Origin of the sequence: Streptomyces sp. NPDC000404, assembly GCF_040300365.1 — a bacterium.
GTDB lineage: Bacteria > Actinomycetota > Actinomycetes > Streptomycetales > Streptomycetaceae > Streptomyces > Streptomyces ramulosus.
This window is the reverse complement of the sequence record NZ_JBEPDN010000021.1, coordinates 79083-93515: the sequence shown is the minus strand read 5'-3', so window position 1 is coordinate 93515 and position 14433 is coordinate 79083. Positions and strand designations below refer to the sequence as shown.

The 14433-nt window shown below is 70.2% G+C and carries 10 protein-coding genes; 7 read left to right on the top strand and 3 right to left on the bottom strand.

Translation table 11 applies throughout. The features are described from left to right. The 7 genes from ABT345_RS31910 (at window position 1) to ABT345_RS31880 (ending at window position 9302) form a co-directional block, all read left to right on the top strand. Entirely contained in the window at window positions 1-1593 is a 1593-nt protein-coding gene (locus ABT345_RS31910) for an amino acid adenylation domain-containing protein (RefSeq protein ID WP_345092613.1), read from the top strand. Between the two features lie 17 nt (window positions 1594-1610). Further along, window positions 1611-4718 carry a condensation domain-containing protein gene (locus ABT345_RS31905; protein ID WP_345092611.1) on the top strand — a complete coding sequence of 1036 codons (3108 nt, stop codon included), beginning with the start codon at window positions 1611-1613 and terminating at the stop codon, window positions 4716-4718. Further along, complete coding sequence (locus ABT345_RS31900; RefSeq protein WP_345092609.1) at window positions 4715-5602, top strand: TIGR03621 family F420-dependent LLM class oxidoreductase; 888 nt, start codon at window positions 4715-4717, stop codon at window positions 5600-5602. The genes ABT345_RS31905 and ABT345_RS31900 overlap by 4 nt, the downstream gene beginning before the upstream one ends. A 308-nt stretch (window positions 5603-5910) precedes the next feature. Beyond that, window positions 5911-6549, top strand: coding sequence for a helix-turn-helix transcriptional regulator (locus ABT345_RS31895; protein ID WP_345092606.1), 639 nt, complete (start codon window positions 5911-5913; stop codon window positions 6547-6549). A 465-nt stretch (window positions 6550-7014) separates the two neighbouring features. Then, window positions 7015-7626 carry a dihydrofolate reductase family protein gene (locus ABT345_RS31890; RefSeq protein WP_345092603.1) on the top strand — a complete coding sequence of 204 codons (612 nt, stop codon included), beginning with the start codon at window positions 7015-7017 and terminating at the stop codon, window positions 7624-7626. Between the two features lie 442 nt (window positions 7627-8068). Then, on the top strand, window positions 8069-8584 hold the full coding sequence (locus tag ABT345_RS31885) for a hypothetical protein (RefSeq protein WP_345092601.1): 516 nt from the start codon (window positions 8069-8071) through the stop codon (window positions 8582-8584). A gap of 175 nt (window positions 8585-8759) precedes the next feature. After that, window positions 8760-9302 (top strand): hypothetical protein, encoded by a 543-nt coding sequence (locus tag ABT345_RS31880; RefSeq protein ID WP_351324070.1) that lies wholly within the window; start codon window positions 8760-8762, stop codon window positions 9300-9302. A gap of 171 nt (window positions 9303-9473) precedes the next feature. Here ABT345_RS31880 and ABT345_RS31875 read toward each other — a convergent pair whose 3' ends face one another. The 3 genes from ABT345_RS31875 to ABT345_RS31865 all read right to left on the bottom strand — a co-directional run bounded on the left by ABT345_RS31875 (window position 9474) and on the right by ABT345_RS31865 (window position 14321). Further along, window positions 9474-10484, bottom strand: a complete 1011-nt coding sequence (locus tag ABT345_RS31875) for an aldo/keto reductase (RefSeq protein WP_345092595.1) — start codon at window positions 10482-10484, stop codon at window positions 9474-9476. Between the two features lie 614 nt (window positions 10485-11098). Continuing rightward, window positions 11099-11707, bottom strand: coding sequence for a hypothetical protein (locus ABT345_RS31870; RefSeq protein ID WP_345092591.1), 609 nt, complete (start codon window positions 11705-11707; stop codon window positions 11099-11101). Between the two features lie 427 nt (window positions 11708-12134). Next, a complete protein-coding gene (locus tag ABT345_RS31865) occupies window positions 12135-14321 on the bottom strand; it encodes a GH92 family glycosyl hydrolase (RefSeq protein WP_345092588.1) in 2187 nt (728 codons plus the stop codon). Window positions 14322-14433 lie beyond the last annotated feature (112 nt).

Genomic DNA, 14433 nt, shown 5'->3' with positions numbered 1-14433 from the left:
GTGCTGGCACAACTGACGCTGCACCGGCTGTTCGAGGAACAGGCGGCGCGCACCCCCCACGCGCAGGCCGTGACGGACGGCCGGCAGACCCTGACCTACCGTCAGCTGGACGAGCGGGCCGCCCGCCTGGCCTCCGCCCTCCTGCGGCACGACCCCGCACCGGGCACCCGGATCGGCCTCTACCTGCGGCGCGGGGCCGACGTGGTGGCCGCGGTGCTCGCCGTCATGAAGGCGGGCTGCGCCTACGTACCGCTGGACCCCGCGTATCCGGACGACCGGGTGCGCTACATGGCCCGCGACGCGTCGCTGGACCTGGTGGTGACCGACCAGGACGCGGCCGCGGTGTTGCCCGACGCCACCGTCATCACCGTCGAGGACGCCGTACGCTCCCAGCCTCCCCTGGAGGGCGGCCGGGTGACGGTCACCCCGGACATGCCCGCCTACGTCATCTACACCTCCGGGTCGAGCGGCGACCCCAAGGGCGTCGAGGTGTCCCACCGGAACGTCACGGCCCTGCTGGCGGCCTGCGACCGGGTGTTCGCGCTGCGCGGCGACGACGTGTGGACGCTGTTCCACTCGCCCTGCTTCGACTTCTCCGTCTGGGAGATGTGGGGTGCCCTGGCCCACGGCGCCAAGCTGGTCGTGGTGCCGGCCGAGGTCGCCCGTTCGCCCGAGGCGACCCTCGACCTCGTGGTGTCCGAGCGCGTCACCGTCCTCAACCAGGTGCCCTCGGTGTTCCGCTATCTGTCCCGGTCGGCGGTGGCCCGCGCCGAGGACACCGCCGACCGGCCCGCAACGGCCCTGCGGTACGTCATCTTCGGCGGTGAGCCGGTGGATGTGGACGCCGTCCGCGCCTGGCGCCGGCTCCACGGCACCCGTACGGAGTTCTTCAACATGTACGGCATCACCGAGACGACGGTGTTCGCCACCTGCCGAAGGCTGCCGGAGAGCGAGATCGACCCACGGCCGACGACCGCCCCCGACGCCCCGGCTCCCACCGGCGCGGCCGCCGACCCGGAGCTGAACATCGGACGCCCGCTCGACGGCTTCGAGGTGGTGCTGCTCGACGAGTGGGGAGGCCCCACCCCGCCGGGGAGGACCGGCGAACTCTGCCTCGCCGGTGACCAGCTGGCGATCGGCTACCTGAACCGACCGGAGCTGACCGACGAGCGCTACCCCCTCCTCGACGTGGCGGGCACCGGCGAGGCACGGCGCTACTACCGCAGCGGCGATCTGGCCGTGGCCCGGCCGGACGGCAGCTGGGAGTACGCGGGACGCGCCGATGACCAGGTGAAGATCAACGGCTACCGGATCGAGACGGGCGAGATCGAGGCCGCGCTGCGCACCACCGACGGCGTCCAGGACCTCGTGGTGCTGCCGGTCACCAGCCGGATCGGCGAACGCATGCTCGCGGCCTGCTACACCCCCGGGCCCGGCGTCGACCAGGAGGAGCTGGGCGCGCGCCTGGCGGCCCGCGCCGCCGCGGCGCTGCCCGGCTACATGGTGCCGCGCCGCTTCGTGCCCGTGCCCGAACTGCCGCTGAGCCCGTCGGGCAAGACCGACAAGCGCGCACTCGCCGCACACGTGTCATGACCCACACCGGAGGCCCCATGACTGACGCGACCGGCAACCGGCCCCACGGCCGTGGCACCGGGTGGTCCGCGCCGCACGACGCCCTGCCCCTGTCCGCCGTACAGGAGGCCATGTGGATCGCCTGGCAGCGCGACCCCGGGACACCGGCACACGTCGTCCCGCTGGTCCTGGAGGTCAGCGGCGACCTGGACACCGAGCGGCTGCGGGCGGCCGTCACCGAACTGGCCCGCCGCCACCCCATGCTGCGGGCCCGCGTCGAACCGGGCGCCACGGGAACCCGCCTGACCTGGGCCGGGGCGCCTCCCGTCCCGTTCGCGGTCCGTGCCGTCGACGCGGCCGCCGAGGAAGCCGTCGTGGCCGCCCGCCGGCCCCTCGACCTGAGCCGCGGCCCGCTGGCCCGCGCCGAGGTGCTGCACTGCCCGGACCGCACCGTGGTGCTGCTCACCGTCCACCACCTGGTCCTGGACGGCACCTCGGTACCGCTGCTCCTCGACGACCTGCGCCGCGCCTACGCCGGAGACCTGCTCGGCGGGCCGGACGCCCCCGGCCCGCTCGTCGCCCACGCCCGGCGCTCGTGGGAACTGGCCCTCGGGGACGACGGCGCGCCGCTGCGCGCGTACTGGCGCACCGCGCTCGCGGGAAGCACCGCCCCGGCCCGCCCGCTGCCCGTACGGGCCGAACCGGCCGGCTACCGCCAGTGGCCCTGTGCCATCGACCCCGAACTGGTCCGGCGCGCCCGGAAGCTGGCCCGCGAACTGGACGTCACGTACTTCACGGTCATGTTCGCCGCCCTCTTCGTCACCCTGCACCGCCACACCGACGCCGACGACCTCATCGTCTCGGCGCCCTACCACGGACGGCGCGATCCGGCCCTCGCCGAGCGGGTCGGCTGCTTCGTCAACGTCCTGCCCTACCGCGAGCGGCTGTCCGGCGCGCGCACCTACGCGGAGCTGCTGACCGGCCTGCGCGCCCAGGTGCGCACCGGCACCGCCCACGGTGAGCTGCCGCTGCCCGCGATCCTGCGGGCCGCGGACCTGTCGGCACCGGACGAGCGGGACCGTACCCACCAGGTGGTGCTCTCGTACACGCAGTTCGGGAACCACCAGGGCACCGGCGGGCGCGGCGCCGACGTGAGCCGGATCGCGCTCACCGGCGGGGACGCACGCGGCGAGCTGCGCCTCCTGGACCTGGCCGATGTGGCGGACCACCGGCTCACCGCCCTGCTCGTCGAGGACGGCCGCGGCAGCCGCATGCTGTGGAAGGACCCGCACGGCACGCTGGGCGCGGACCTGCTCGCCTCACTGGCCCGCGACCACCTCGCCGTCGTGGCGGACATGGTCGACGCCCCGCACCGCACCCTCGCCGAGGCCCAAGACACGCTGCCCGCGCTCGGCGTTCCGCCCGCGTCCCCGGGCCCCGCGGCACCCGCGCCGGCGGTCGCGGACGGGCCGCGACCGGACGGGCCGCCCGCACCCGCACCCGCGGCCCGCACGCCAGTCACCTCCCTGAACTCGCCCACCGCCGCCGCGCTCGCCGAGATCTGGCAGCAGGTCCTGGGCGCGCCCGTGACCTCGGTCGAGGACTCCTTCTTCGAGATGGGCGGGCACTCCCTGCTCGCCACCACGCTCCTGACCCGGATCGGCTGGCGCTTCGGCGTCGAGCTGTCCTTGCGCGAACTCTTCGGCCACCCCGGCTTCAGCGAGCTGGTCCGGGCCATCGACGCGCGCCGGGCCCCCGCCCCGGCCGGGGACCGGGCCCGGGACCGGCCCGCGGACGCCCCGGTGGCCCGCCCCACGCCCGGCGAGGCGTTCCCGGCGTCCGGTTTCCAGGAGAGCATCTGGCTCGCCCAGCGCCTGGACCCCGTCCACGCGACCTATCACGTACCGCTGTCCTGGGAGGTGACGGGAGACCTGGATCCGGCGGCGCTGCACCGCGCACTCGCCCTGCTGATCTCCCGGCACGAGATCCTGCGCACCCGCTTCGTCGACCGCGACGGCCGCCTGTACCAGGACGTCACCGAGCCCTGGACGCCCGACGTGGAGCATGTCGACCTCACCCGGTGGAGCGCGGCCGAGCGTGAGGTACGGCTGCGGCGCTGGGCGGCCGACGCCGCGCACGACCTGGTGCCGCGCAGCGGACGGCTGCTGCGCGCCGCGCTGTTCACGGTGGCGCCGCACCGCCACGTCCTGGCGTTCTGCGTCCACCACCTCGTCCTCGACGGCGAGTCGGTGCCGCTGTTCGTACGGGAACTGGAGCGCTGTTACGCGGCGGCCGGGCCGGCGGCGGCCCTGCCACCGGCGCCCCCGCACCAGTACCGCGACCTGGTGGCCGCCGAGCGGAACGGCTCGCCGGCGGCCGGCCTCGCGTACTGGCACGACCGGCTGGCGGGTGCCCCCAGCTCCCTGGACCTCGGCGCACCCGCCGTCCCCGAGCCGCCGGGGAACCTCGGGCTGCGGCTGGCGCCCGGCCTGGCCGGGCGGCTGCTGCCCGTGCAGCGCGCCGAGAAGACCTCGGCCTTCATCATCCAGGCCACCGCGGTCGCCGCGGCACTGCACCGCTGGACCGGGCGGGAGGACCTGACCTTCGGCATCCCGGTGGCGAGCCGTGGCGAGGCGGGATTCCAGGACGTCATCGGACCGTGCCTGAACACGCTGGTGCTGCGCTCCCGCTGCACGCGCGAGACGTCGCTGGCCGCGTTGCTGCGGGCCGTCCGGGAGGACGTCATCGCGGCCTTCGAACACCGCGCGACCCCGTTCGACGACGTGGTGCGCGCCCTCGCGCCGACGCGCTCCCGCGGGCACACCCCGTACGTCGATGTCCTGCTCAACAGCGTCAGCCTTACCCGCTGGTCGGGGACGCTGGGCGCGGCCGAGCTGACTCCGGTGGACTTCGTCGCCGCGCGCACGGAAACCAGTAAGTTCCCGCTCACCCTCACCTTCGCGGAAAACGGCACCACGCTACGGGGCTCGCTGGCCTATCGCGGCGACCGGATCAGCGGTGTGTCCGCCGGGGAACTGGCGGATGAAATCTCCGCGGTTCTCCATGAATTCGGTGCCCTTCTCCGGCGGCCGGTGTTCACTCCGCAGCCCCTCGAACTCTCGGGAAGGAAACACGAGAACTCATGAATGCATTCCGGTTCGGGGTCAACCTGAATTCCGCGACGGGACACCGGGAATGGACGGAAAAGTGCCGTGCCGCGGAAGCGCTCGGCTATGACGTCCTCACGGTGCCGGACCACCTCGGTGTGCAGGCGCCCTTTCCCGCACTGGTCGCCGCCGCCTCGGTGACCGAGCGGATCCGGGTGGCCCCTTTCGTGCTCAACAGCGCCTTCTGGAACCCGGTGCTGCTGGCCCGTGAGGTGATGACGACGGACCGGCTCACCGACCGGCGGCTCGACGTGGGGCTGGGCACCGGATACGTCCGCGCGGAGTTCGAAAAAGCCGGCGTGGACTGGGGCACGGCCAAAAGCCGGGTGAACCGCCTGGAGGCGACGGTCGTCGAATTGACACGGCTGCTGGACAATCCCCGTGAACTCGGCGACACCCAGCCCCCGTTCCGGCCCCCCGTGGTGATCGGCGGCAACGGTGACCGGGTGCTGCGGCTGGCCGCGCGGCATGCCGACATCGTCGCGTTCACCGGCGCCGCCCTCAAACCCGGCGCGCGTCGGGGTACGTTGGAGCTGCTGGACGCCGCCGCGGTCGCGGAACGGGTCGGCTGCTTCGAGCGAGCGGCCGGGGAGCGCGCCGCCCGTGTCGAGCGCAACATTCTGGTCCAGGCGGTGGTGGTGACGTCCCACCGCCGGGAAGCGGCCGAGGCGTTGAGCCGCCGGATGCCCCACCTGACGGCCGAGCGGGCGGCGGACGCACCCACGGTGCTGATCGGTTCTGTGAAGGAGATCACGTCCCAGCTCTTGGAACGGCGCGATCGATTCGGTTTTTCGTACATCAGTGTGCATGAATCGGCCATGCGTGATTTCGGGCCGGTGGTCGAAGCGCTCGCCGGACGGTGATACGGCGGGAGGTGGTGCCGGGGTCGAGGAGGGTCAGGGCCCGGCGCTACCGCCGAAACGGGTGACTGAAAACAATCACCCCGAAGAGGTCATCCCAGGTCAAAGTTTAAAACGGATTATCCGAATACAGGATTCCGCTTGGGTTACATTGGCTCCGACCACATGACCCGTGCATGCGAGGGGTTGCCGGAATGCGTCAAGCACGCACGACACATTCCGGTACGGCATGACACGGCCCCGCGCAGCGGACTGCTCTCCCGCCAGGAGGGGCGGCCCGATTGTGCGGGGGCCCTATCAAGGGGGAATCCTTGGGAAGCTCGATCGCCGTAGCCGTGCTCGCCGATGACCCCATCACGGAAGAAGGGGCCATTGTGCGGTTGGCGTCGTACGAGGAGATAGCGCCGCGTTCCCTGGACTGCCGGACCGCCGACGTGCTTCTGGTGCTGGCCAACGAAGTGACCGGGACCATGCTGACGAGGGTGGAGCGCGTGGGCCGCGAGTGCGCCCGCAACGGCCGTCGGCTGCCCGTCGTGCTCGTCGCCAATGAATTCCCGGAACACTCCATGCTGCGCGCGATCGGCCTCGGACTGGTCAGCCTGCTGCACCGGCGCAACAGCAGCTTCGACGCCGTGGTGCGCGCCGTCGTGGCGGCCGCGCCCGGCCGCGCGAAACCGGGCGACGGCGTGCAGCAGCGGCTGATCAGCCAGATCCACGCGCTCCGGGACAACGCCCTGGTACCGCACGGCCTCAACGTCGCGGGCCTGGTGGCCAGAGAGGTCGAGGTGCTCGGGCTGCTCGCCGACGGTCTGAACACCAAAGAGGTGGCGGAGAAGATCGGTCGCTCCGAGCGCACGGTCAAGAGCGTCATCCACGATCTGGTGGCCCGCCACAATCTGAGAAACCGCACCCATGCCGTGGCCTTCGCCCTGCGTACCGGCGTGCTGTGACCCGACGCGCCCCGGCGGCCACCTGCCCCGGGAGCCCTGTATCGGCTCCCGGAGGTGCCGCCGCCCCCCGTGCCGCAGTTCCGCGCCGAGCCGGCCGCGCCGGTGGCCGGCCGCCACATGATCTGCGGGCGATCAACGTCAACGAAACCGCCCACCACACCTGCGAGTTGGTCGCCACCCACCGCTGGCCCCGGCACATCCCCGACCTGCCGGCGCCGCACGATCGCACGGGTGCCGGGGGCGTGCCGGCGTACGTTGGTCGGAGATTCTTGAACAGTGCGGTAGATCGCCTGCTGGGCCGGGGCGCTGATGCCGGGGGGCAGCTCGCCGGTCACCTCGGCCTCGATGCCGCCGGCATTGAGCGTCCGAGGGCGCGCCGCGGGGTGACCGATGAGTTTCCGCACGTCATGGCGTCTGAATGGGCGGGGACGGATGTCTCCTTGCCCGAGAGGGAAGTGGTGCGCGATGAGGTTGGTACTGCAGGAGTTCCTGTCGCTGGACGGCGTCTCCCAGGGGCCTGGCTCCCCGGACGAGGACACCAGCGACGGGTTCGCCCGGGGCGGCTGGTTCGTGCCGCACCTGGACGAGGCGTTCGACCGGGTGGCCACCACCTGGCTCGGCACGGCGGACGCGTTCCTGTTCGGCCGCCGTACGTACGAGAACTTTGCTCGGGACTGGCCGGAGATGACCGACCACCCGAACGCCCGCATTCTGAACGGCTCGCCGAAATACGTCGCCTCCCAGAGCCTGGTCAAGGCTGAGTGGGAGCCGGCCACGATCCTGTCCGGCGACGTCCCCGCCCAGGTCGCCGAGCTGAAGCGGCAGCCCGGCCGCGAGCTCCAGATCCACGGCAGCGCCCGGCTCGGCCGGTCCCTGCTGGCCGCCGGCCTGATCGACGAGCTGCGGCTCGCGATCGCCCCGGTGGTCGTGGGCAGCGGACGACGCCTGTTCCCGGCCGGCGGCACCCCGGCCGGCCTGCGCTTGTTGCACCACGAGACGACGCCGAGCGGAATCGCGGTGCACGTCTACGAGTCGACGGGCCTTCCGGAGTACGGGACGTACGGGGCCGACGCGTAGGCGCCGGACCGGACTGATCGAAGCGGGCCGCCGGACCCAGGGTCTCCCCGGTCATCCACCGACCCCTTCGAATCGATCATCCAGGACCAGGGCGTTCGGTCAGGATGCCTGTGCCTGTGCCTATGTCTCTGCGGGCGGTGAGGAAGGCGTCCTGTGAACGGCTTGCCGGACTGCCGCGAACGCCTCCGCGAAGTCCAGTTCGGTGCCGGACGGTTCCGCGGCAACCGGCGGGCAGGGCCCGGTGGGCTCCGCCGTGACCAGCATCGATGTCGTATCGCCTATCAATCAGGTAGTAATGCGAATGCGCCCGGGAGTATTCAACGGCAGCAGTTGAGAGCAGAGTTCGGGTCGTTGAAGTCAATGCATCCGGGGGACACACGTGAAAGCAAGAAACAACCGCGCCAACCGCCGGCGTTGGGCGCGAAGCAGCCTGGTTGCGTCGGTGCTCACTGCCGTCGTCGTAGGACTCTCCGCCCCAGGCACACACGCACAGAGCCCTGATCCGACGTCGCAACGGAGCGCCTCGGTCGCCGCATCCGCCGCGAGTGGCCCGAAGCACTGCGCCGTCGTCATCAAGAAGGTCGAGCCGGGGGAGGCGGAGTCGGAAGTCGTCTCGCAGCGGTGTGCCGACAGCGCGTCGGCGCTCAACGCGTCGGCGCCCGGCACCGCGGCCGACACACAGTTGTTCCGGCTGTACGGGGCGCGCGACTTCACGGGCACCGTGTACACCATCTACGGCTCGGACGGCCCCTGTGACGGCGCCGGCTACAGGTACCCCACGCTGGGCTGGGCGTACAACGACTTCGCGTGGTCGATTGAGCTGGCTGATCCCTGCAACACGGCCAACGTCCACGAACACGCGAACTGGGGCGGCGCGGTGGCCCGGGTCAACGGAAAGATGTCCGACCTCGGCTACCTCGGCGGTCGCGTCAGCTCGATCGCGGTCTGGCACAGCTGAGCGCTGCCTCGTAAATGATCTGGACATGCTGGTTGACCAGCATTGTTTCCCGGTCATTCGGCGTGCTGCAGATCATTTGCGGGACAAGCCTCAGGGCAGTCGTGGCCCTGCAGATCAGCCTGCTGCGGGCCGTGTAAGCACTACGCATGGGGGAGCTGTGCAGATACGCACGACCGTGAAGAAGGCGCTGGTGGTGGGATCGGCCACGGCGGCGCTGGCGACACTATCGGGGGCGGTGGCTCCGGCGGCTTCGGCCAGTCCGATTCCGCCGGGCCCGGCAGACTGCGCGCCGCCGCACCGCAAGTACCACATCATGAACAAGGAGAGCGGCGGGATGGAAGGCACGGTGGCGATCAACATCAACGCCTGCGGCCGATCCGACACTGCCGCATGGGGAGAGATCATCACCGAGGCGGAGGCCGGCGACAAGGTCGGTGTCTTCGGCGGCACGGTACTGGCGTCAGGCCCGGAGACGGTCGACCTGCGGGCGGACCGGCGGGTGATGACGACGCGGATCGACTACAAGCAATGCCTGCCGGTTCCAGTCGACTGGACCAATGTGGCGTGCATACGCTGGGCTTCGTGGCTCGTGGAGCACAGCATGATCAAGACACCGGATGGCAAGCTGTCGTACTTCGAGAAGATCACGCAGCTTCCGGTGTACGGACGCGACCCGAACCGGTGGCCGGGCAATGCGTGGCGCATCGACACCGAGTAGCCGCGTCGCAAGCCACGTCGGCGCCGCACCGTGTGGTGCGGCGCCGACGCGGCGTCACTCGTCCCATGCCGGTGCCTCACCCGCTGCACTCGGTGGACTCCGCAGAGCCGACGCCGAGCTGCGCGATCCGCCTTGCGCCACACCCGCTCCCCAGCCCGGCGGTGGCCCGGACTACCGGGAGCCCGCCGCAGGCCGCTGCTTGTAGAAGGACTCCTCCAGGTAGGCGGCCTCGTGCGGCTGGTAGGGCTCCTCCAGGTAGGCGGCCTCGTCTTCGTCGAGTTCGACGTCCACCGCGGCGACCGCGTCGGCCAGTTGGGTCGGCTTGGTGACCCCGACGATGGGCGAGGTCACCGTCGGGTGGCGCATGACCCAGGCCAGGGCGACCTGGGCCGGGGACAGGCCCCGCTTGCCCGCGATCTCGTGGACGCGGTCAGCCACTGCCTGGTCCCCGTCGCGGTAGAGGATCTTGCCGCCCGGGTCGGTCTCGGCACGCGCGGTGGTGGTGTCCCGGGCCCGCGTCAGCCTGCCCCGCGCCAGCGGGCTCCACGGGATCACGCCGATGCCCTGATCGGCGCAGAGCGGGAACATCTCCCGCTCCGCTTCCCGGTGGATGAGGTTGTAGTGGTCCTGCATCGACACGAACCGGGTCCAGCCGTTCAGGTCAGCCAGGTACAGGGCCTTGGCGAACTGCCAGGCGTACATGGAAGAGGCTCCGATGTAGCGGACCTTCCCGGACTTGACCGCGTCGTGCAGCGCCTCAAGGGTTTCCTCGATCGGGGTGTCGTAGTCCCAGCGGTGGATCTGGTACAGGTCGATGTAGTCCGTCCCCAGTCGCTTCAGGGAGGCGTCGAGCTCGGCGAAGATCGCCTTGCGGGACAGCCCGGCGCCGTTCGGACCGGGGCGCATCCGCATCCAGACCTTGGTGGCCAGAACGACCTCATCGCGCCGGGCGAAGTCCTTGACCGCCTGGCCGACGATTTCCTCGCTGCTTCCGGCGCTGTACCCATTGGCCGTGTCGAGGAAGTTGACGCCGCTCTCAAGGGCCTGCCTGATGATCTCCCGGCCGGCGTCCGCGCCCAGCGACCAGGGCTCGCCGCCCCGGTCCGGCTCGCCGAAGCTCATACAGCCGAGGGTGATGGCGGAGACTTTCAGTCCCGTCGTCCCGAGTCTGATGTATCGCATGCCTCCGAACCTAGGCGTCGGAGTGCGCTCCAACGCAAATATGTCTCGGCCCGGAATTCGGAGGCGTGAGGAACGGGTGCTCTATCGGGTTTCGGCTGTTTCGACCGGACGTACCGGAGCATCCAGCCGACGGTGCCGGGGGATGACCCCTGCGTGGCCGAAGAGACGGGTGCGGACGCGGACGACGCTCATGCCTGGGATGAGCGGCTGGGCTGGGCGTTCGGGCTGATAGCAGATCATCCGGCTGCGAGGGGTGCGGCACGCGCCGGCCGTCGCCCTGCGGCTGAACGGCGCGAAGAACATCGCCTCCGGCCGTCCGCCTCCGGTCGTCGCCGCCATACGCGTGACGCCCGCCGCCCCCTCACGCCCCTCGGCCTCGCCTGAGCGCGAAGTGGACCTCACCCGACTCCGCCGAAGCCCTGAGGGCTGTCGCGGAATAACTTCAGGCTCCGCTCTTGATCAGGCGGGCTTTCTCGCGAGGCCGTCGAGTGGAATGGCGCCTTGGCGTCCGTGAGTTCTTTTCCGACGGCTCCCTGGGCCGCTCAGGGGTCGAGCGGGTCCGGCGCATGCGTTCTCGGTGTTCTCGCAGGCCGAGAACGAGAGGTATCGCCGCCTCAGATGGTCGGGGTGTCGTCAACAATCGGCTTGTGAACCTCAATGACCGGCTTCCACCCGGTGGAGAAATTGAGGAAGTCCGCACGGGTGGGGTAGGTGTCGAATGCGCGACGGTCACGCTTGGGGCTGTCGCTCGCCTTGCGCCCCCGGGGAATCTGCTCCTCGAAGATGTCGACCTTCACGTCGGGAACCTCCTTGAGGCCCTGGCGCCAGATCTGCACGACGTCGGCGCCGAAGGCCTGCCGGGCCGCGGCGTAAAGGGCCGTGAGGGACCCCTTGTCCCCACCAGGGACGAAAAGTGCCAGGTCCAGCACGACACCGGCGGACTGGAGGACCTCGATGGTCGCCGGGCCGTTCTCGTCGGCCAAGTAGATTCCGGCGTCATTCTCGTCGTCGGGAAGGCAGGAGACCTCTTCCTGGAATACGGTCCTCGCCGTGATCGAGCCGCCCTCGAAATCCTCACCGGGCTTGGTCAGGAAAGCAGGGACATAGCAGTCGGGAAGCTTGAGTTCTGCCGTGTTGGCGGAAATGAAGAGCTTGTCTTTCACGCTGAGATTCGTCACCTCTTCCAGAGAGAGGCGGCGGGCGGCGATCTTCTCCGTGTTCACGATTTCCCTTTCAGGTCGCATTGTCCCTACGGACAAGGACGCTATCACGAAACCGCGAGGTCAACTGCCCAGCATTCTCTGGGTAGATGGCCTCCGTCGACCTGTACGGGAGATGCCGAAGCGAGTGCCGATCGGCCGGGAACGCGCATCCGCCAGGTAGTGTCCCTCGTCGTGCTGTGGGGGATCAACTGGCGGTTGCATTTCGGTGCGTTGGGTGGCACGGAGGAAGTAAAGAGAGTTTACGGAAGATATCGCCCATATCTCCTTCGGAGAGGTGGTGGCGCGATAAGGCGATCCATTCGTCGTGCATCTCGAAGAGCGCAGCGGAAAGCAACCGGATGTCCGGCAACGCAACAACGGAGGCCCCCGTCGGCAACATCTGCGTGAAGCGCGAACCGGAAGTCGCGTACCACCGCGCCCTCTTCGGTCAGGAGCCCCAGTTCTGAGGTGTGTCGCTCATCGTGAAGCGCAGCCTGCCGCCCTTCAGCAGGTCGGCGTGGCGCAGCACGGGCCGGTCGACGCTCTTGCCGTTCAGGAACAGCGACCTGATGTAGGGGGCGCTCGCCGCCCCCTCGGCGGAGATCACCAACGGGCGGGAAGCGCCGGGCAGGTGAACGTCGGCCCGGTCGAAGAACGGGCTGCCGACCGCGTACGTCGCCGATGCCGGGTTGACCGGATAGATGCCCAACGAGGACAGCACGTACCAGGCGGACATCTGCCCGCAGTCGTCGTTGCCGCTGAGGCCGTCCGGGCGGTTCGCGTAGTTCGCCCCGGCGAGCTGACGCACCGTCCTCTGCGTCTTCCACGGCTGGCCCGCGTCGTCGTACAGGTAGGCGACATGGTGGCTCGGCTCGTTGGTGTGGTTGTTGTGGCCGCCGGCGAAGTAGCCGTCCAGCCAGGACGTGAACTTCTTCTCGCCGCCCATCAGGCCGATCAGGCCCGGCACGTCGTGCAGGACGTCCAGCGTGTAGACCCACCTGTCACCCTCGGTCCAGCTCCAGGTCTCGTCGCCCCAGGAGCCGTCGAGGTTGCGAGGCCGCAGGAAACCGGTGGCCGGGTCGTAGAGCTTCTTGTAGTTGGCGCTGCGCCGGAGGAACATCCGCGCGTCGTCGTTCTTGCCGACCGCCTTGGCGACCTGGGCGACCGCCCAGTCCTCGTATGCGTAGTCCAGCGTGCGGGACGCGGATTCGGCGGTGCGGTCCGCGGCGACCCAGCCGTTCTGCCGGTACGTGGTCAGGCCCGCCCGGGCCTCCACCGGAGTGCCCTCCTGGCGGTCGTAGTAGGACAGTTCGGTGTCCTTGTCCGGCGGGGTCATCGCGTCCTTGTACACCGCCTCGTAGGCGAGTCCGCGGTCGAAGCCGGTGAAGCCCTTGGCGATGGCCTCGGCGATCACCGAGTCGGCGTTGGTGCCGACCATGATGTTGGTCTCGGTGAGGTTCTTCCACATGGGCAGCCAGCCGCCCTCCCGGTAATCCTGCAGCATCGACGTGACCATGCCGTCGATCCGTTCGGGGGCGAAGAGCGTCAGGAACGCGTTCTCGGCGCGGAAGGTGTCCCACAGCGAGTAGCCGGTGTAGCTCGTGCCGGAGTGGACCTTGTCGTCGTACGCGCTGTAGTAGCGGCCGTGTTCGGAGTTCTCCGACGGGTACTGCAGGGCGTGGTACATCGACGTGGAGAAGATCGCCTGCTGGTCCGCGGTCGCGCCGTGCAGGGTGACCCGGTTCAGCTTGCGGTTCCACTGCGCCCGGGTCTTTCCCGCGGTCTGTTCGAAGGACTGGCCGTCCGGGGCCTCGGCGGCCAGATTGGCGCGTGCCTGCTCCGGCGAGATGAACGACGTCGCGATGCGCACCTGGACGGTCCGGGTGCCGGAGGGAAAGCGTACGTACGCGGACAGGTCGCCGTCGGTGCGTTCGCCCTGGCCCTCGTGCAGCGTCGCGCCGGTGGCGGTGCCGTAGCTGTCGAAGGCGGTGTCGAAGCGGGCGACGAAGTAGCCCTTGAAGGAGGGGGCCTTGAAGGGGCCGAGGTTGCTGTCCTGGCGGTCGGGGTTGTAGCCGGTGATCTCCCGGGCGGCGGGGTCCACGTGCACGTTGCCGGTGATGCCCGAACGGGTCGCCTGTACCACGAAGTTGGCGTCCGCGTCCGCCGGATACGTCGTACGCAACAGGCCCACGCGTGACGTCCCGGTCATCTCCGTCGTCAGCGTCCGGCCCGAACCGGCCTGCATCCGGACCGAGTAGCGGTCGGGCGCGGCGTGCTCGTCGGCGTGGCGGAACGGCAGCGCCCGGTCGTCGGCCGCCGTCTTCACCGCCCCGATGCCGGGCATTCCCGTCACGTAGCCGGAGTCACCCATCCAGATCGCCGGCTGATGGGTGCCGATGAAGCCGCTGATCTTCTTGTCGTCGTAGTGGTACGGGGTGCGGCTGACGTAGTTCTGCCGGGTCATCGGCGACCAGCGGGTCATGGCGAACGGTGGGGCGGTGCTCGGGATCATCCCGCCGTACTCGCTGTCGCTCTCGCCCGATGTGCCGATGAATGGGTTGACCAGGTCCACGTCCGCGCGCCCGGCGTCCGCACGCCCGGCGGCGGCGGACGGCGGCGGTGCGGACGCGGCCACCCATGCCGTCGTGACGACAAGGGCCCATGCCAGGATGGCCGGCCGCCTGCGCCGCGGGCGGAGGGGGCCCGGGGCCGGGGATCTGCCGTGACGCATGAGACTTCCTCCATCG